Raw genomic sequence first — 18,621 nt, forward strand, 5'->3', positions numbered from 1 at the left:
ACGCGTTCGTGCGCCACTGCCCCGTCACTTGACGCAAGCACGCGCAGTGGGTTGCATACGTTCTGTGATCAATCACCGGGTTCTCGTCGCACTTCCACGTGTTTCCCCTGCTCGTCGCATGACCACTCAGGTCGCAGGAGCCACAGGAGTCACGCCGTGGATCCGGTGATCGTCGTCGGCGCGGGACCGGTCGGTCTCGCCCTGGCCCTCGCGCTCGCCGCGCAGGACGTGCCGTCGGTCGTCCTGGACGAGGCTGCCGGTGCGGACGAGTACCGCCCGGCCAGGACCGCCGTACTGCGGCCGGACACCGCCGCCTTCGTCGAGCGGCTGGGCTGCGCCGAGACGCTGCGCGAGGAGGGCACCCGCTGGTCGGGGTGGCGGTCGATGCGCCGTCGGCAGGTGGTCCGGCACGTGGCCTTCGCCGACGCGCGTGGTGGCGTGTCCGGTGGCGAGGCGGGTGGCGCGGACGGCCGGGGGCCCGATGACGGGTCCGGTGAGGGGTACGACGAGAGGCGCGGCGGGACGACGGCCCGGGAGGCGCCGGGCAGGGGTGGACAGCAGCTCGGGCCGGGCGACGGACCGGCGTACGGGCCCGGCGACGAGCCGGGCGTGGAGTCGCCGCTGCACGTCCCGCAGCACGCGCTCACCCTCGCGCTCCGCCAGGCCGTCGCGGCACCGCAGACCCGGGGTCTCGTGCAGATCGTCGGGGACAGCCGTCTGGACGCGCTCGACCAGGACGCGAGCGGTGTCTCCGCGCACACCCGCGGCCCGCGGTCGGCGTGGTGGCGGGGCAGCCATCTGGTGGGCTGCGACGGTGCCCGGTCCACGGTCCGCAAGCTGCTGGGGATCCGCTTCCCGGGGCGCACGGCCGTGGAGCGCCACGCGGTCGCCATGCTCCGCGCCGAACTGCCCTGGCCGGGCGAGGCGGTCCTGCACCGCCAGCCGCCGTGGCGCGGCGGCGGGGACGAGGTGACGGCGCGTCCCCTTCCGGCGGGCGGCTGGCGGCTGGACTGGCTGCTGCCGCCGCGCGGAGACCTGGTGACACCCGAGGCGCTGGTAGGGCGGATCCGGGAGACTCTGGCCGGGTGGTGCGCGGAGGTCCCCCCGTACGACCTGGTCGACACCGGTGTGTACACGCTGCACCACCGGCTCGCGCGGAGCTGGCGCGTCGACCGGGCGTTCCTGGCCGGGGACGCGGCGCACCTGCTCGGCGCGCTGGGGACGCAGGGCCTGGACGAGGGGCTGCGCGACGCGGAGAACCTCGCGTGGAAGCTGGCCGCGGCGTGGCACGACGGGCCGTCCGAGGTGCTGCTCGACAGTTACGAGGCGGAGCGGCGCACGGCGGTGGCCGCGCGGCTGCGGGCAGCGGACCAGTCGCTTCCGGTACTGCGCGGCGGGGGCGGGCTGCGGACGTACCTCGGCGGTTCGCGGCAGCACGACGCCCTGCTGACCGACGGGCACCTGGGTCTCGGCCCGCTGGGCGCCCCGCCGTCGTACGTCCACTCGCCGCTGGCGCCGCTCGGTCCCGAGGCGCGGGTGGAGGTCGGTACGGAGGCGGGTGCGCCGGTCGACGACGTGCCGGTGACCTCGCCGGACGGCGCGACGGGGCGGCTGCGGGATCGGTTGGGGCGGGGCGTGCTCGTGGTGCTGGTGGCCCCGGGGACCGGGGTGTGGGACCGGCGCCACTGGGTGAGCGCGGGGGTGATGCCCCGGCTGGCGGAGGCCGTACGGGCGCTGCCGGTACGGGGCGAGCTGCTGGTGACCGAGGCGTACCCGGGGGCGGCCGCGCACACCGTGCTGCTGGTGCGGCCCGACGGGCATCTGGCGGCGGCCTTCGCGGGCGTGCGGCCGGCGGAGCTGCGCGCGGCGGCGGAGGCGCTGCGGGGCGGACCGGGGCGGGACGCGGACGGCGAGGTGCGCGCCGAGGAGACGGCTGACGTCCACTGACGGTCCTCCGCCGGGCTCCCTGACGTCCCGCCATGGCGCCCGGCCGGCGAGGCCGTGTCGTGAAGCCGCCGGCACTCTGTCGGCCCCGGCTGACGCCCGACCTGACCGCGAGGCCCGACGCCCCCACCACCAGAGGCTTGGCTGGCTGACGCCTGACCGCGAGGCCCGCCGGCTCCCGCCGCGGAGCCCCGTGACGGCCACCGGAGCTCTCTCTGACGAAGCGAGCCGCGGGGAAAGAAGCCCGCGGATGACCTGGGAGCGCCGCGAAGCCCCTGGCGCCGGTGCGGACCGTGTGGTCCGGCCTCCCCGGCCCCGTGCGGACCGTGCGGTCCCGGCCTCCCCGGCCCCGTGCGCCGGAACGTCACATGGTGTCGAAGTCCAGATCCTCGGTCTCCTCGCCCTCCTCCTCCAGCGCGCGGCGGACGACGCGGAGGGCCAGACCCTCCGGGTAGCCCTTGCGGGCGAGCATGCCGGCCAGGCGGCGGAGCCGGCGGTCGCGGTCGAGCCCCCGGGTGGAGCGGAGCTTGCGCTGGACGAGCTCGCGCGCGGTCTCCTCCTCCTGTTCGGCGTCGAGCCGGCCGACGGCCTCGTCGATCAGGGCGGAGTCGACCCCCTTGGTGCGCAGCTCGCGGGCCAGGGCGCGGCGGGCCAGGCCGCGGCCGTGGTGCCGGGACTCCACCCATGCCCCGGCGAACGCGGCGTCGTCGATCAGACCGACGTCCTCGAAGCGGGAGAGGACCTCCTCGGCGACCTCCTCCGGGATCTCCTTCTTGTGCAGCGCGTCCGCGAGCTGCTTGCGGGTGCGCGGCGTCCCGGTGAGCAGGCGCAGGCAGATCGCCCGCGCCCGCTCAGCCGGATCTTGGGGCGGCAGCTCCTTCTCGGCCCTCGACGAGTCGGGGCTGCCGCCCGGCCATTCGGTGCGCCGGGCCATGGGTTACCCCTTGGCCGCCGCTGCGGCCTTGGTCGCCTTGGTGGTCTTGGTCACCGGGGCGGGGACCGACTTGGCCGCATCGGCCGCGGCGTCCGCCGGGGCCACCGCCGCGTCGACCGCGCCCGGCTCGGCCGCCGGGGTCTCCGGCCGGACTCCGACGCCCAGCTTCTCCTTGATCTTCCTCTCGATCTCGTTGGCGAGGTCGGGGTTGTCCTTGAGGAAGTTGCGGGCGTTCTCCTTGCCCTGGCCGAGCTGGTCGCCCTCGTACGTGTACCAGGCGCCCGCCTTGCGGATGAAGCCGTGCTCCACGCCCATGTCGATCAGGCCGCCCTCGCGGCTGATGCCCTCGCCGTAGAGGATGTCGAACTCGGCCTGCTTGAACGGCGGGGCGACCTTGTTCTTGACGACCTTGCACCGGGTGCGGTTGCCTACCGCGTCCGTGCCGTCCTTGAGGGTCTCGATGCGGCGGATGTCGATGCGCACCGAGGCGTAGAACTTCAGGGCGCGGCCACCGGTCGTGGTCTCCGGCGAGCCGAACATCACGCCGATCTTCTCGCGGAGCTGGTTGATGAAGATCGCGGTGGTCTTGGACTGGTTGAGCGCGCTGGTGATCTTCCGGAGGGCCTGGCTCATCAGGCGGGCCTGGAGGCCCACGTGCGAGTCGCCCATCTCGCCCTCGATCTCCGCGCGCGGCACGAGCGCGGCGACGGAGTCGATGACGATCAGGTCGAGCGCGCCGGAGCGGACCAGCATGTCGACGATCTCCAGGGCCTGCTCGCCGTTGTCCGGCTGCGACAGGATCAGGTTGTCGATGTCGACGCCGAGCTTCTTGGCGTACTCGGGGTCGAGGGCGTGCTCCGCGTCGATGAAGGCGACCTGTCCGCCGGCCTTCTGCGCGTTGGCCACCGCGTGCAGGGTCAGGGTCGTCTTACCGGAGGACTCCGGGCCGTAGACCTCCACCACACGGCCGCGCGGCAGGCCACCGACGCCGAGCGCGACGTCGAGCGCGGTCGAGCCGGTCGGGATGACCTCGATGGGCTCGTTCGACCGCTCGCCCATGCGCATCACGGCGCCCTTGCCGAATTGCCGTTCAATCTGTGCGAGCGCGGCGTCGAGCGCCTTCTCGCGGTCGGTTCCTGCCATGGGTTCCACCCGATTTGCTTGAGTCGATCGCTTCACGTCAAAGACGCTAACCCCTGCCACTGACAACGCGCCCCGACGGACCTCCCGGCCTGTGGAAAACCTCCCGCCGCTGACGCGGAGGGCCAGGCCACGCCCCCATAAGAATGGATGTTCGATTTTGGTGTCAAGCGAGCCACACCGGCTGTGGACGAAGCCGCCGGGGCGCCGCTCCGGCACGGCCACGGCCTCGCCGTGCCCCCGCCACGACACCCCCACCCGCCGCACCGCCTACCCCGCCACACCCCGTGCCACCGCCGCACCACCTGCCCCGGCACGCACCCGCGCCACCACCGCGCCGCCTCCGTGGTGGCGCCTATCCTTCCTGGCATGCCCCTCCGCTCCCCCGTCCGCCGCGTTCGGACGTCCGTGCGGTCGGCCTCGCCGCCCGACGCCCCGAGGGACGCCGAGGACATCGCGCCGCCCGCCGTGAGGACGGCCGACCTGGTACTGACCGCGGTCGTCACCCTCTTCGTCGTCGGGTGGACCGCCGTCTCCGTGGCCGCGGGTGAGGAGAGCGAGCCGTCGGGCCGTACGGCGCTGGGCTGGGCGCTCGTGGCGGTCGGCTGCGGGTCCCTCGTGCTCCGGCGCCGCGCGCCCGTCGCCGTCGCCGCGGTCACCCTCGCCGTCTGCGCGGTCTACTACCCGACGAGCACGTACGACGGTCCGCTCCTGGTCACCTTCGCGCTCGCCCTGTACACGACCGCCGCCGAGGGCCGGTTCGCCGCCGCCGTCGCGCTGGCCTCCGTCACGCTGCTCGCCGTCGGGGTCGGTGAGATCCGCCAGGGGCCCGGCCGCCGACAGATCGACGACACGTCCCTCGTGATGCTCGCGGGCTGGTTGATCAGCCTGGTCGCCGTGGGCCGCGCACAGCGCACCCGGCTGGCGTACCTCCACGAGGTGGAGCAGCGGGCGCTGGCGGCCGAGCGGGAGCAGGAAGCCAGGGCCCGGCAGAGCGCCACGGAGGAGCGGCTGCGCATCGCACGCGAGGTGCACGACGTCCTCGGCCACAGCATCTCGCTGATCAACGTCCAGTCCAGCGCCGCACTGCACCGGCTGGCCAAGGGCCCCGGTCCCGCCGAGGCGCTGCCCGCCGCCACGGAGGCCCTGGAGGCCGTCAAGGCGACCAGCAAGGACGCCCTGCGGGAGTTGCGCGGCACGCTCGTGGCGCTGCGCCGGGCCGACGAGCCGGCGCCGACCGCACCCGTGTCCGGACTGGAACGGCTCGGAGAACTGGCCGAGCGGACCCGTGCCGCCGGGCTGACGGTCGTGACCCGCACCGAGGGCACCGCGCGGCCGCTGCCGCCGGCCCTGGACCTGGCGGCGTACCGCATCGTGCAGGAGTCGCTGACGAACGTGACCCGGCACGCCCGCGCGAGCACCGTCGTGGTGACCCTGGCGTGGACCCCGGACGAGCTGCGTCTGCGCGTCGAGGACGACGGCGGGGGCTCGCCCGACGGGCCGTCCCCGGGCAGCGGCGTCCAGGGCATGGCCGAGCGCGCCAGGGCCTTCGGGGGCGAGCTCACCGTGGGCAACACCGACCGGGGGTTCCGGGTCTCGGCCCGGCTGCCGCTCACCACCGACACCGCCACCAGGGGGACCGCATGATCCGCGTCGTGCTCGCCGACGACCAGAACCTCGTACGGGCAGGGTTCCGGTCGATCCTCGACGGCGAGGCGGACATCGAGGTCGTGGGCGAGGCCGCGGACGGCGACCAGGCCGTCGCCCTCGCGCACGAGATGCGCCCGGACGTCGTCCTGATGGACATCCGGATGCCGGGCATGGACGGCCTGGAGGCCACGCGTCGCATCACCGGTGACCCGCGCCTGACGGATGTGCGCGTGGTCATCCTGACCACCTTCGACGTCGACGACCACGTGTACGGGGCGCTGCGCGCGGGGGCGTCCGGTTTCCTGGTGAAGGACACCGAGCCGATGGAACTCCTGCACGGCGTGCGCGTGGTGGCGCGCGGCGACGCGCTGATCGCACCGGCCGTGACCCGCCGCCTGATCGCCGAGTTCGCGGGCCGGGCCCGGCAGCCGGATCCGAGCCCGCGGCTGAACGCGCTGACCGAGCGGGAGCGGGAGGTCATGGGCCTGGTCGGCGCCGGCCTGTCGAACGACGAGATCGCCCGGCGACTGGTCCTCTCGCCCGCCACCGCCAAGACGCACGTGAGCCGGATCATGACGAAGCTCGCCGTCCGCGACCGGGCGCAGTTGGTGGTCCTCGCCTACGAGTCGGGGATGATCACGCCCGGCTGGCTCGCCTGACGCCTGTTCGACGCCCCCTACCCGTACTCCCCGATCAGAGTCAGGGGCAACGGGAAGGGCCAGGGGGGCAGGGCCAGGGGGCCCTGAGAGCGGTGGTCCTGCTCGCGGACCCCACCCGCGCGCGGGATGCCGGTCCGGGCCGCAACCAGGGGGGTACGCGCGCGGGGCCGGGCGCAACCCGTGGGGTACGGCGACCGACGACCGTGGGGTGACGACCGGGCCCGGGTCGTACGCCGAGGCTGGCCGTGTGGAACCAGACGCCTCGGAAGTCCTCGACCTCGCCCGGCTGCAGTTCGCGCTCACGGCCGGCGGCCACTTCCTGTTCGTCGCCCTCACGCTGGGCCTCGCGACCGTCGTCGCGTGCCTGCAGACGAAGGCGACGGTCGGGGGCCGCGCGCTGGACGCGCGCCTGGTGCGGTTCTGGGGGCAGCTGTACGTCGTCAACTACGCCGTCGGGATCGTCACGGGCATCGTGATGGAGTTCCAGTTCGGGCTGAGCTGGAGCGGTCTGACGCACCACGCGGGCAACGTCCTCGGGGCGTCGCTGGCGGTGGAGACGATCGTCGCGTTCTTCGTCGAGTCCACCTTCCTCGGCCTGTGGATCTTCGGCTGGCACCGGCTGGGCCGCTGGGCGCACCTCGCGGCGATCTGGATCGTCACCCTCACCGCGTACGCCTCGGCCTACTGGATCCTCGTCACGAACGGCTTCCTCAACAACCCGGTGGGACACCGCGTGGCGGGCGGGCGGCTGGTCCTCGACGACCCGGTCGCGGTGCTGACCAACCCGAGCGCGCTGCTGGCCTTCGGCCACATCGCGGCCGGGGCACTGCTCACGGCGGGCTTCTTCATGGCGGGGGTGAGCGCCTACCACCTGTTCCGGCGGACGGCCGAGTGGGAGTTCTTCGGCCGCAGCCTGCGCGTCGGGGTGTTCCTGTCCTTCCCCGCCCTGTTGGCCACGGCGGTTCTCGGTGGCCTCCAGCTGTCCTCGCTCGCCACGGTCCAGCCGGTGAAGGCGGCGGTGTTCGAGGGCGACCGGGCGGAGATCGCCAGGTTGCAGGCGGAGTTGACGGCGACCTTCGGGCCGGGCGACTACGTCCCGTCGGAGGCGTGGACCCGGGGCGGCGCCCTGGTGATGCTGATCGTCTTCGCGCTGATGCTGTACTTCACGTTCGCCGGGTTCGTGCTGGCGTGCTTCCGGACGGTCGTACTCCGGTTTCGGCTGTGGCACGTGGCGCTCATCGCCGCGGTGCCCCTGCCGTACGTGGCGATGACCAGCGGCTGGGTGTTCCGCGAGGCGGGCCGCCAGCCGTGGGTGGTGTACGGGCTGCTGAAGACGGAGGACGCGGTCTCCGACCTCTCCCCCACCGCGATGCGCGCCTCCCTGGTCCTCTTCACCGCCCTCTTCGCGCTGCTCGCCGCCGTCAACGCCTGGCTGCTGGTGCGGCTCGCCCGGCGCGGCCCGGTGGACATGGGCCTGGGCCGCGACGAGCGCGGCGCGGGCGCGGCGCCGGACGGCGACCCGGGCGGGTCGGACGGCCGGGCGGGCGGACCGGGCGGGTCGGACGGCACCCCCGGCGGACCGGACGGCCGGGCGGGCGGACCGGGCTGCGGGAATGGACCGGGCGACGGGGGCGGTCCGGGTGACTCCGACGACCCCGCCGACGCCCTGCCCGCGCCGCGCTACTGACCCCGACCCCGAGGAGCTGTCCGTGGACACCCTGGCCATCACCCTGCTCGGCTTCTACGCCGCCGGGTACTTCGTCCTCGCCGGTGCGGACATCGGCACCGGGATGCTCCTGCCCCACCTGGGCCGCTCGGACGACGAGCGCCGACTGGTCGTCGCGTCCTTCGCGCCGTTCCTCCTCGGCAACGAGGTGTGGCTGGTCGCCACTGCGGGCGTGTTCATCGGCTGCTTCCCGGTGCTGGAGGGCGAGGTGCTCAGCGGCCAGTTCACGGTGGTCGTCCCGTTGCTGGCCGGCTGGATGGTCCGGGACGCGGGGCTGTGGTCGCGCGGGCGCGTGACGGGCCGGGCGGGGCCCGTCTGGCGGGCCGTGTGCGACGGCGCCACGGTGTGCGGCAGCTGGGTGGTGGCCTTGTCCTGGGGCCGGCTGCTGGCCGGGCTGCTCGCCGGTACGCCCCACGTGCCCGCGAGCGGCGCGGCGGCGCTGGTCGCGGCCCTCGCCGTGGCCGCGCTGTTCGCGGCGCACGGGGCCGGCTTCGCGGCCGTCCGCCTGACCGGCCCGCCGTTCGAACGGGCCCGGCGGCTCGTCGGGCGGACCCGTCCCTGGCAGTCGTTCGCGCTCACGGCCGTCCTCATGGCGGCGCTGCCGGTGGCCGCCGGGTCGTCGCTGCCGCTGGCCCGGTCGGCGGCGGACGGCGCCACCCTCGCCCTGCTCGTCCCCGCCCTGCTCGTGGTCACGCCGCTGCTCGTCGCCGTCCAGGCGTGGACCTGGCACGCCTTCCGCCGGCGCGTGACCGGGCCGTCGTACCTGTGACGCCGGTGGACCGCTCCGCGGGCGGCGGCGCCGGTCAGGCGCCGCCCGGCGGCGTCCCGTCCCGGCCGCTGGCGCGCAGCGCCCGCTGCACCCGGGCGAGGACCATCTCGCCGTGCCTGCGGTGCCCGTGGACACGCGGGTCCTCCGTCACGGCATACCGCTTGACGTAGGCGCCGAGGAACGCCTGCAGGGTGGCGACCGCGGGGATCGCGATCAGCGCGCCGACGGCCCCCAGGAGCGCGGTGCCCGCCACGACGGAGCCGAAGGCGACCGCCGGGTGGATGTCCACGGTCCTCGCGGTGAGCTTCGGCTGCAGCAGGTAGTTCTCGAACTGCTGGTACACGACGACGAACGCCAGCACCCACAGGGCGTACCAGGGGGCGACGGTGAACGCGATGAGCATCGGCAGGGCGCCCGCCAGGTATGTGCCGATGGTCGGCAGGAACTGCGAGACGAGGCCGACCCACACGGCGAGCGCCGGCGCGTAGGGCACGCCGAGGAACTCCAGCAGGACGAAGTGGGCCAGGCCGGAGAAGAGCGCCATCAGCCCGCGCGAGTAGATGTAGCCGCCGGTCTTGTCGACGGCGATCTCCCAGGCGCGCAGGACCTCCGCCTGCTTCGCCGGGGGCAGCACGGAGCACAGGGCGCGGCGCAGCCGGGGACCGTCGGCGGCGAAGTAGAACGAGAACAGGAAGATCGTCAGGAGCTTGAAGAGGCCCCCGAGGACGGTGGTGGAGACGTCCAGCACACCGCTCGCGCTGTTCTCCACGTACTTCCGCAGCCACTCCGAGCGCAACAGGCTGTCCTGGACGGCGACCCTGGACAGCTTGGTGTCGAAGGTCTGGTTGCTCCAGTTGATCAACGAGTCGAGGTACTTGGGCAGGTCGTCGACCATGCTGACGATCTGGCCCGCGAGCATCGACCCCAGCAGGACGACGAAGCCCACGCCCACCACGAGGACGCCCAGGAACACCAGCATCGTGGCCAGGCCCCGGCGCATCCCCCGGGCCGCCATGCGGCCCACGGCGGGCTCGACCGCGAGGGCGAGGAAGAACGCGATCAGGATGTTGACGAGCAGCCCGATGAGCTGGTGGAAGGCCCAGCTGCCCAACTGGAAGCAGGCGTAGAGGGCCAGCGCGAGCACCATGGCGCGGGGCAGCCAGCGGGGCATGCGCGCCGGGAGCACCGGTGCCCCGGTCGGACCCGCCGAGCCGGCCGGGGCACCGGTGCTCCCGGCGCCGGCCGTCGTACCGGCCGCCGCGGGGGCCGGTGAGGCCGCGCCCCGCACGGTCTTGGTCCCGCCGGCACCGGCGGCCGCGGGGTCGTCGGCGGCCGTGGGGGCCGCTGCCCCCGGGGTGGCAGCCGGGCCGGTGGCGGGGGCGACGGTGGGATCGGGTCGGGGAGCCCCGTGGGAGGACGGTTCGGGGTCGGGGCTGGGGTTCTGGGTCTCGTCAGTCGGGGCCACGGGGCAAGTGTCGCTCACCGCTGCGACAACCCGCCGTGGCCCTGTGGACAACCGGCCACGGACGGTCGGCGGACGGCTGGTGGACGGCTGGTGGACGTACCGGCGACCGACGGACGGACCCGGGCCGGCCGGACGGCCGGGGGCCCGGGACCGGGGACCGGCCACCGTGGCCCGGGGCCGGGGGCCCGGTGGGGTCCGGGGGCGGACCGGACGCCGGAGCTCCGGTCAGCGCTTGTCGGCGGGGACGCCCACGGCCGCGCACACGGCGCGCCACACGTCCTTCGCCTCCCAGCCGGCGTCCAGCGCCTCGTACACCGTCCGGCCGCCCAGTTCGGACATCACGTGGTCGCGGGCGAAGGACTCGGCGTACGCCGCGCCGAAGTGGTCCGCCATCCGCTCCCAGAAAATCGTCAACCGCATGCGTCCAGTATCGCGCTCCTGAGAGTGCTGCCCGGTCCCCGCGCCCCGACGGCAGCCGTTCACGCCCTACGGTCGGGACATGGGTCGACACATGGCTGGAACTCCCCTTGCGCGGGCCGAGCGGTTCATCTGGCTCACGGCTCGCGTGCTCGAACAGCGCCGGTTCGCCTACCACTTCCTCGGTGGGGGCGCAGACGCCGTCGAGACCGCCCTCGCCCCGTACGCCAACGACGACGGCGGCTACGGGTACGCCCTGGAACCGGACGTACGGGGGCCGGTCAGCCAACCGCTGCACACCGCCCACGCGCTGCGGATCCTCGACTCGATCGGCCGGTGCGGCGGGCGGCGCGTGGAGCGCGTCTGCCGGTACCTGACCTCCGTGTCGACGTACGACGGGGCGCTGCCCGCCGTCCACCCGTCCGTCCGTGGCCATCCCGTCGCGCCGTTCGTCCCGGTCGTCGACGACCCGCCCAGCGACCTGCTGGCCACGGGCCCCGTGGTGGGGCTGCTCCACCGCAACCAGGTGTGGCACGCGTGGCTGTTCCGGGCGACCGACTTCTGCTGGGCGGCGGTGGGTTCGATCATCGAGGAGGGGCGGTCCCACCCGTACGAGGTGGAGGCGGCCGTGGCGTTCCTCGACGGCGTCCCCGACCGCACCCGGGCCGAGGCCGCGGCGGACCGGCTCGGGCGCGTGGTGCGGGAGCGGCGGCTCGCGGTGCTGGAGCCGGACCGCGTCGACGCGTACCCGACGGCACCCGGGTACGCGCCGGGCGAGCACCACTTCCCGCACGACTACGCGCGCGTGCCGGACTCCTTCGCCCGGGGCTGGTTCACCGACGCGGAGATGGCCCGCTCCCTGGACCACCTGGCGGCCCGGCAGGACGAAGACGGCGGCTGGCCGGTCACCTGGCGCCAGTGGGCCCCCGGTACGGCCCTGGAAGCCCGCCCGGCCGTCACGATCGAAGCCCTGCGCACCCTGCGGGCCCACGGCCGCACCGTCGACTGACCGGTGCCGGCACCGGCACGAGCCCGGCCGCCCCGTGGCGTGCCGTACCGGGTCGGCACGGCATGCCCGACCGGCACGGTCGGCACCGCGCGGCGCGGGCGGTCAGGCGCCCAGCGCCCGGACCCCCGCCGTCACCACCACGGCCGCGGCGACGACCACCAGGAACGGCGCGCGCAGCAGCAGGGCGAGGGCGGCCGCCGCGATACCGGCCGCCCGCGCGTCGAGGACCAGCGCACCCCCGGAGGCGAACGTCTGCTGGGCGGTGAGCGCGGCGAGCAGGGCCACCGGCAGCAGCCCCGACAGGCGCCGTACCAGCGGGCGCTCCAGGGTCTCGGCCGGCACCAGCAGTCCGCCGAGCTTGAGCAGGTAGCAGCCGACGGCCGTCAGGCCGATCGCGAGCCAGATCCCGGTCCCGCTCATCGTCCGGCCTCCCCGCGTCCCTTGAGCCACAGCACGGCGGGTGCTGCCAGCGCCGCCACGAGCACGGGCACCCCGGCGGGCAGCACCGGCAGGAAGCCGAGCCCGAGGAGGACCGCGAGTCCGGCGACGGCCCGCTCCGTGGCCGTCCGCAGCATGGGGGCGAGCAGGGCGAGGAAGACCGCGGGCCCGGCCGCGTCCAGGCCCCAGACGGCGGTGTCGCCGATGGCCTCGGCGCCGAGCGCGCCGAGGAGCGTGGTGAGGTTCCACAGCACGTAGAGGGTCAGGCCGGTGACCGTGAAGCCGATCCGCGCGGCGCGGCGGTCCGGCTGGGCGAGGGACACCGCGGCGGTCTCGTCGATCACCCAGTGTGCGGCGAACGGGCGCACCGCGCGCGGGAGCGCCAGCAGCTGCGACAGGCGCAGTCCGTAGAAGGCGTTGCGCGCGCCGAGGAAGAAGGCTCCCGCGGCGGCGGTGAAGGGGTTGCCGCCGGCGGCGAGCGCGCCGACGAGGGCGAACTGCGAGGCGCCGGTGAAGACGAGCAGGCTCAGGGCACAGGTCTGGAGGAGGTCGAGGCCCGCGCCGACCGAGGTCACGCCGAAGGCGAAGCCGGAGAGTCCGACGGCGACGCCCACACCGAGGGAGTCCCGCACGACGGCCCTGCCCGGCTTCCCCGTCTCCGGCTCCACCACGTCCGAGCCGACCCCACGCGAGCCCACCGCGTCGGGCCCCACGCCACGCGAGCCCACCGTGTCCGGCCCCATGGCAAGCGGCTCGACCGCACGCGGCTCCGCACCGCTCGGCCCGGCGGGCGGTGCGCCGGGCGGACCGGCGCGACGTGCTGCTGATGTGTTTCGTTCTGCCACGCCCGGGACGCTACGGCGGCCCCTGCCGACCGGTCTTGTACGTTCTTGCACGCTCACGCTGGTACGCGCCGGGCGGCACCCCCACGATGCGGGTGAAGTGCCGGTTCAGGTGCGGCTGGTCGCTGAAACCGACCACCGCGGCCGCCGCGGCGGGTGCCGTACCGTCCTCCAGGAGGCGGCGGGCGGCCCGTACGCGCGCGTTGGTGAGCCATGTGTGGGGTGGCATCCCGTACGCCGCCTTGAAGGCCCGCAGCAGCGCGAAGGGGCTGGTGTCCAGCTCCCGGGCGAGCTCCTCCAGGGAGGGCGGCGCGGCCATGCGGTCGAGGAGCACCTCGCGCGCGGTGGCGGCGGCGCGGGCCCCGGCGACGAGGGGCGTGCGGGGCGGGGCGCTGCGGCCGTGGCGGCGCAGGAGTCGGGCGACGGCGACGCGCAGGACGGTGTCGGCGGCCAGGGCGTTGCCCTCCTCGGCCGCCCGGTGCACGGCCCGGACCAGCCGCGCCGTGCTCTCGTCCTCGACGATCGTCTCGGCGAACGCGACGGTGCCGCGCAGGGTGGTCTCCTCCTCGGCGATGCCCGCGACCAGCCGCGACGAGGGGTAGAGCGTCGCGTACGACCAGCCTTCGGGCACCCCGGCGTGCGCGGAGTGCGGCACCTCCGGGTTGATCATCACGACCGTGCCGGGGCGGGCCTGGATCGTGCCGTCCGGCAGCACCACGTCCTCGACGCCCCGGCGGACCGCGCCGAGGACGTACCCCTCGTGGCTGTGGCGGGAGAAGGAGTGGCGGACGTAGCGGGCGCGCAGCAGGTCGAGCCCGGGCACGCCCGGGTACTGCCAGTGCCTGGCCCACTCGTCGGTCCGGTCGCCGCCCTGATTGCTCCCCATGACTCCATTCTGCGTCCCGGCCCACCCTTCCTGACCTGCGTGTCCGCCGCGTGGACGGCCTTTGTCAGTGGCGCGGTGCACGATGGTGGGCATGGCCGGGACCGCACTCGACTCCTTCTCCCCCGCGACCCGCGGCTGGTTCACGGGGGCGTTCGACGCGCCCACGCCCGCCCAGGAGGGCGCCTGGCGGGCGATCGGCGCCGGGTCGGACGTGCTGGTCGTGGCGCCGACCGGCTCCGGCAAGACGCTCGCCGCCTTCCTGGCGGCCCTGGACCGGCTCGCGTCGACGCCGCCGCCCGCCGACGCGAAGAAGCGCTGCCGCGTCCTGTACGTGTCACCGCTCAAGGCCCTCGCCGTCGACGTCGAGCGGAACCTCCGCAGTCCGCTGACGGGCATCCGGCAGGAGGCCGTGCGGCGGGGGCTGCCGGAGCCGGAGGTGCGGGTCGGCATCCGCTCGGGCGACACCCCGGCCGCCGAGCGGCGCTCGCTGGCGACGCGCCCTCCGGACATCCTGATCACCACGCCCGAGTCGCTCTTCCTCATGCTCACCTCGGCCACCCGGGACGCGCTGGCGGGCGTGGAGACCGTCATCCTCGACGAGGTGCACGCCGTCGCCGGCACCAAGCGCGGCGCCCACCTCGCGCTCTCCCTGGAGCGGCTGGACGAGCTCCTGCCCCGCCCCGCGCGCCGCATCGGCCTGTCGGCGACGGTCCGGCCGGTGGACGAGATCGCGCGGTTCCTGTCGCCGCAGCGGCGGGTCGAGGTGGTCCAGCCCCCCTCGGGCAAGGAGTTCGACCTGTCCGTGGTGGTGCCCGTCGAGGACCTGGGCGAACTCGGCGGCGCCCCCGCCGCCGACAGCGGGGGCGGGGGCGGGCCCGCCGAGAAGGCGTCCATCTGGCCGCACGTGGAGGAGCGGATCGCGGACCTCGTCCAGGCGCACCGCTCGACGATCGTCTTCGCCAATTCGCGGCGGCTCGCGGAGCGCCTGTGCAATCGGCTCAACGAGATCGCGTACGAGCGGGCGACGGGCGAGCCGTTGCCCGCCGACGCCTCCCCGGCGGAGCTGATGGCCCAGTCCGGTGCCGCGAAGGGCGCTCCCGCGCTGCTGGCGCGGGCGCACCACGGCTCGGTCTCCAAGGAGCAGCGGGCCCTGGTCGAGGAGGACCTGAAGGCCGGCCGGCTGCCGGCGGTGGTGGCGACGTCCAGTCTGGAGCTGGGCATCGACATGGGCGCGGTCGACCTCGTCGTCCAGGTGGAGTCACCGCCGTCGGTCGCGTCCGGGCTGCAGCGCGTGGGCCGGGCCGGGCACCAGGTGGGCGCCGTGTCGCGGGGTGTGGTGTTCCCGAAGTACCGGGGCGACCTGGTGCAGTCGGCCGTGGTGACGGAGCGGATGCGCCAGGGCGCCATCGAGTCGCTGCGCGTCCCCGCCAACCCGCTGGACGTGCTCGCCCAGCAGCTGGTCGCGATGGTCGCGCTGGACACGTGGAGCTACGACGACCTACTGGCCCTGGTGCGGCGGGCCGCCCCGTTCGCCTCGCTGCCCGAGTCGGCGTTCACGGCCGTCCTGGACATGCTCGCCGGCCGTTACCCGTCCGACGCGTTCGCGGAGCTGCGGCCGCGCGTGGTGTGGGACCGGATCACCGGTGCGATCACCGGGCGCCCCGGCGCCCAGCGGCTCGCCGTCACCTCCGGTGGCACCATCCCCGATCGGGGCCTGTTCGGCGTGTTCCTGGCCGGCGCCGATCCCAAGCGGGGCGGTGGCCGCGTCGGTGAGCTCGACGAGGAGATGGTGTACGAGTCGCGCGTCGGTGACGTGTTCACGCTCGGCACGTCGTCGTGGCGGATCGAGGACATCACCCGCGACCGGGTGCTGGTGTCGCCCGCGCCGGGCGTGCCGGGCCGGCTGCCGTTCTGGAAGGGCGACCAGCTGGGCCGCCCGCTCGAACTGGGCCGCGCCCTCGGGGCGTTCCTGCGGGAGATCGGCTCGCTGACGCCACAGGACGCGCGACTGCGGCTGACCGCCGCGGGGCTCGACGCGTGGGCCTCGGAGAACGTCCTGGGATACCTCGACGAGCAGCGCCGCGCCTGCGGGCACGTCCCCGACGACCGGACGATCCTGGTGGAGCGGTTCCGTGACGAGCTGGGTGACTGGCGCGTCGTCGTGCACTCGCCGTTCGGAGCGCAGGTGCACGCCCCGTGGGCGCTCGCGCTCGGCGCCCGCCTCGCCGAGCGGTACGGCATGGACGCGCAGGTCATGCACGCCGACGACGGCATCGTGCTGCGCCTGCCGGACGCCGACCTGATGGGCCTGGACTTCCTCGACCAGGACCCGGCCGCGCCGGCCGCGCCGGGCGGCGGACCGGAGTACGACAGCGAGCAGTCCCCGATCGGCGCCAGCGACGTCGTGTTCGACAGCGCCGAGGTCGACCGGATCGTCACCGAACAGGTCGGCGGTTCGGCGCTGTTCGCGTCCCGCTTCCGGGAGTGCGCGGCCCGTGCGCTGCTGCTCCCCCGGCGCACCCCGGGCCGGCGCACGCCCCTGTGGCAGCAGCGCCAGCGCGCGGCGCAGCTCCTGGAGGTCGCGAGCGAGTTCGGTTCGTTCCCCATCGTCCTGGAGGCCGTCCGCGAGTGCCTGCAGGACGTGTTCGACGTGCCGGGCCTGAAGGAGCTGATGGGCGACCTGGAGGCGCGGCGCGTGCGGCTGGTGGAGGTGACGACGCCCGAGCCGTCGCCGTTCGCCCGCTCGCTCCTCTTCGGCTACGTGGCGCAGTTCCTGTACGAGGGCGACTCGCCGCTCGCCGAGCGCCGCGCCGCCGCCCTGTCGCTCGACTCGCGGCTGCTGTCGGAGCTGCTGGGCCAGGCGGAGCTGCGCGAGTTGCTCGACCCCGAGGTCCTGGCCGAGCTGGAGCGGGAGTTGCGGTGGCGCACGGACGACCGGCGACTGAAGGACGCCGAGGCGGTCGCGGACGCCCTGCGCGTACTGGGCCCGCTCACCGACGCCGAGCTGACCGAGCGGGGCGCCGACCCGGCGTGGGCGCAGGAGCTCGCGGCGACCCGCCGGACGATCCGGGTGCGGATCGCGGGCGCCGACCACTGGGCCGCCGTGGAGGACGCGGGACGGCTGCGTGACGCTCTCGGCACGGCCCTGCCGGTCGGTGTCCCCGAGGCGTTCACCGAACCGGTGAAGGACCCGCTCGGCGACCTCCTGGCGCGCTTCGCCCGCACGCACGGCCCGTTCACCTCCGCGGACGCCGCCGCGCGGTTCGGCCTCGGCACGGCCGTCACCGACGGGGCCCTGCACCGGCTCGCCGCGGGCGGCCGCGTCGTACAGGGCGAGTTCCACCCCTCCGGCATCGGCCAGGAGTGGTGCGACGCCACCGTCCTGCGCCGGCTGCGGCGCCGCTCCCTGGCCGCGCTGCGCCAGGAGCTGGAGCCGGTGGCGCCCGCCGCCCTCGCCACGTTCCTGCCCCAGTGGCAGCACGTGGGCGGCAGCAGCCTGCGCGGCCTCGACGGCCTGGCCCGGGCGGTCGAGCAGTTGCAGGGTGCCCCCGTGCCCGCGTCGGCGCTGGAGCGGCTGGTCCTGCCGTCCCGCGTCCGCGACTACAGCCCCACCCTCCTCGACGAGCTCACGACCACCGGCGAGGTCGTCTGGGCGGGCGCGGGCGCCCTGCCCGGCAAGGACGGCTGGGTGTCGTTGTACCTCGCCGACGCCGCGCCCCTGCTCCTCCCGCCGCCCCACCCGCTGGAGCTGACCGCGCTGCACGAGTCGGTGCTCACGGCCCTGTCCGGCGGGTACGGGCTGTTCTTCCGCCAGATCGCCGACCAGGTCCGCGCCACCACGCACCCGGAGGCCACGGACCCCGCCCTGGCCGACGCCGTGTGGGACCTGGCCTGGTCGGGACGGCTGACCAACGACACCCTGGCCCCGCTGCGCGCCATGCTCGGCTCGGGCCGCACGGCGGGTTCCACGGCGCACCGCGCGCGACGCCCGGTCCCCCGCGGCCGGTACGGCACGCTCACGGCGGCGGCCCGGACCGCGTCCCGCTCCGGCCCGCCCACGGTGAGCGGCCGCTGGTCCCTGCTGCCGCCCACCGAGCCGGAGCCCACGCACCGCGCCCACGCCCTGGCCCGCACCCTGCTCGACCGGCACGGCGTCGTCACGCGCGGAGCGGTGGCCGCCGAGGGCGTCGAGGGCGGCTTCTCCGCCACGTACCGGGTCCTGTCCGTGTTCGAGGACAGCGGCCAGGCCCGGCGCGGGTACGTCGTGGAGGGCCTGGGCGCCGCACAGTTCGCCATGGACGGTGCCGTGGACCGGCTGCGGGCCGCCGCGGCGGCCCGGGACCGCGCCGACGGCACCACCGCCCCGCAGGCGGTGGTGCTCGCCGCCGCCGACCCGGCCAACGCGTACGGCGCCGCCCTGTCCTGGCCGGAGCCGCCGGACGGCGCCTCGCACAAGCCGGGCCGCAAGGCCGGCTCCCTGGTGGTGCTGGTCGACGGCGAGCTGACGCTGTACGTGGAGCGCGGCGGCAAGACGCTGCTGTCGTGGGCCACCGATCCGGACGCACCCGCCCTGCAGGCCGCGGCGGGCGAGCTCGCCGCGGCCGCCCGCGCCGGCGCGCTGGGCACGGTCACGGTGGAGCGGATCAACGGCACGGCCGCCCTGACCTCCCCGCTCTCCCGCGCCCTGGAGGCGGCGGGCTTCCACGCGACGCCGCGAGGTCTGCGCCTGCGCGCGTAGCGGG

The 18,621-nt window shown here is 75.2% G+C and carries 14 protein-coding genes; 7 read left to right on the plus strand and 7 right to left on the minus strand.

The window, feature by feature from the left end; all coding sequences use genetic code 11:
- Positions 1–156 precede the first annotated feature (156 nt).
- On the plus strand, positions 157–1,947 hold the full coding sequence (locus ACF053_RS21650; RefSeq protein ID WP_391955402.1) for an FAD-dependent monooxygenase: 1,791 nt from the start codon (positions 157–159) through the stop codon (positions 1,945–1,947).
- Between the two features lie 361 nt (positions 1,948–2,308).
- Here ACF053_RS21650 and recX read toward each other — a convergent pair whose 3' ends face one another.
- Positions 2,309–2,878: a recombination regulator RecX gene (recX, locus tag ACF053_RS21655; RefSeq protein ID WP_391955403.1), complete on the minus strand. Its 570-nt coding sequence runs from the start codon at positions 2,876–2,878 to the stop codon at positions 2,309–2,311.
- A gap of 3 nt (positions 2,879–2,881) precedes the next feature.
- Positions 2,882–4,021, minus strand: a complete 1,140-nt coding sequence (gene recA, locus ACF053_RS21660; protein WP_391955404.1) for a recombinase RecA — start codon at positions 4,019–4,021, stop codon at positions 2,882–2,884.
- A 366-nt stretch (positions 4,022–4,387) separates the two neighbouring features.
- Here recA and ACF053_RS21665 point away from each other — a divergent pair, with 366 nt between their 5' ends.
- The 4 genes from ACF053_RS21665 to ACF053_RS21680 all read left to right on the plus strand — a co-directional run bounded on the left by ACF053_RS21665 (position 4,388) and on the right by ACF053_RS21680 (position 8,822).
- Positions 4,388–5,665: a sensor histidine kinase gene (locus tag ACF053_RS21665; RefSeq protein WP_391955405.1), complete on the plus strand. Its 1,278-nt coding sequence runs from the start codon at positions 4,388–4,390 to the stop codon at positions 5,663–5,665.
- A complete protein-coding gene (locus ACF053_RS21670; RefSeq protein ID WP_391955406.1) occupies positions 5,662–6,327 on the plus strand; it encodes a response regulator in 666 nt (221 codons plus the stop codon). The genes ACF053_RS21665 and ACF053_RS21670 overlap by 4 nt, the downstream gene beginning before the upstream one ends.
- 247 nt (positions 6,328–6,574) lie before the next feature.
- On the plus strand, positions 6,575–8,014 hold the full coding sequence (locus ACF053_RS21675; protein WP_391955407.1) for a cytochrome ubiquinol oxidase subunit I: 1,440 nt from the start codon (positions 6,575–6,577) through the stop codon (positions 8,012–8,014).
- Positions 8,015–8,036: 22 nt separating this feature from the next.
- Positions 8,037–8,822, plus strand: a complete 786-nt coding sequence (locus ACF053_RS21680; RefSeq protein ID WP_391955408.1) for a cytochrome d ubiquinol oxidase subunit II — start codon at positions 8,037–8,039, stop codon at positions 8,820–8,822.
- A gap of 34 nt (positions 8,823–8,856) precedes the next feature.
- On the opposite strand, the gene ACF053_RS21685 is transcribed toward ACF053_RS21680, so the two are convergent.
- On the minus strand, positions 8,857–9,993 hold the full coding sequence (locus ACF053_RS21685; protein WP_391955432.1) for an AI-2E family transporter: 1,137 nt from the start codon (positions 9,991–9,993) through the stop codon (positions 8,857–8,859).
- 519 nt (positions 9,994–10,512) lie between these two features.
- Positions 10,513–10,707 carry a DUF3046 domain-containing protein gene (locus tag ACF053_RS21690; protein WP_058944293.1) on the minus strand — a complete coding sequence of 65 codons (195 nt, stop codon included), beginning with the start codon at positions 10,705–10,707 and terminating at the stop codon, positions 10,513–10,515.
- A gap of 91 nt (positions 10,708–10,798) precedes the next feature.
- Here ACF053_RS21690 and ACF053_RS21695 point away from each other — a divergent pair, with 91 nt between their 5' ends.
- Complete coding sequence (locus ACF053_RS21695) at positions 10,799–11,713, plus strand: hypothetical protein (protein WP_391955409.1); 915 nt, start codon at positions 10,799–10,801, stop codon at positions 11,711–11,713.
- Between the two features lie 102 nt (positions 11,714–11,815).
- Here ACF053_RS21695 and ACF053_RS21700 read toward each other — a convergent pair whose 3' ends face one another.
- The 3 genes from ACF053_RS21700 to ACF053_RS21710 form a co-directional block, all read right to left on the minus strand.
- The gene (locus ACF053_RS21700) at positions 11,816–12,133 is read right to left on the minus strand and encodes an AzlD domain-containing protein (protein ID WP_391955410.1); all 318 of its coding nucleotides are present in this window, start codon (positions 12,131–12,133) and stop codon (positions 11,816–11,818) included.
- Positions 12,130–12,894, minus strand: coding sequence for an AzlC family ABC transporter permease (locus ACF053_RS21705; protein WP_391955411.1), 765 nt, complete (start codon positions 12,892–12,894; stop codon positions 12,130–12,132). Before ACF053_RS21705 ends, ACF053_RS21700 begins: the two co-directional genes overlap by 4 nt.
- 112 nt (positions 12,895–13,006) lie before the next feature.
- Positions 13,007–13,879: an AraC family transcriptional regulator gene (locus tag ACF053_RS21710; protein ID WP_391955412.1), complete on the minus strand. Its 873-nt coding sequence runs from the start codon at positions 13,877–13,879 to the stop codon at positions 13,007–13,009.
- 91 nt (positions 13,880–13,970) lie between these two features.
- Between ACF053_RS21710 and ACF053_RS21715 the strand changes: the two genes are divergently transcribed.
- Positions 13,971–18,617 carry an Lhr family ATP-dependent helicase gene (locus ACF053_RS21715; protein WP_391955413.1) on the plus strand — a complete coding sequence of 1,549 codons (4,647 nt, stop codon included), beginning with the start codon at positions 13,971–13,973 and terminating at the stop codon, positions 18,615–18,617.
- Positions 18,618–18,621: the final 4 nt, after the last annotated feature.

The sequence above is a fragment of the Streptomyces kanasensis genome, from assembly GCF_043077165.1.
Lineage (GTDB): Bacteria > Actinomycetota > Actinomycetes > Streptomycetales > Streptomycetaceae > Streptomyces > Streptomyces changanensis.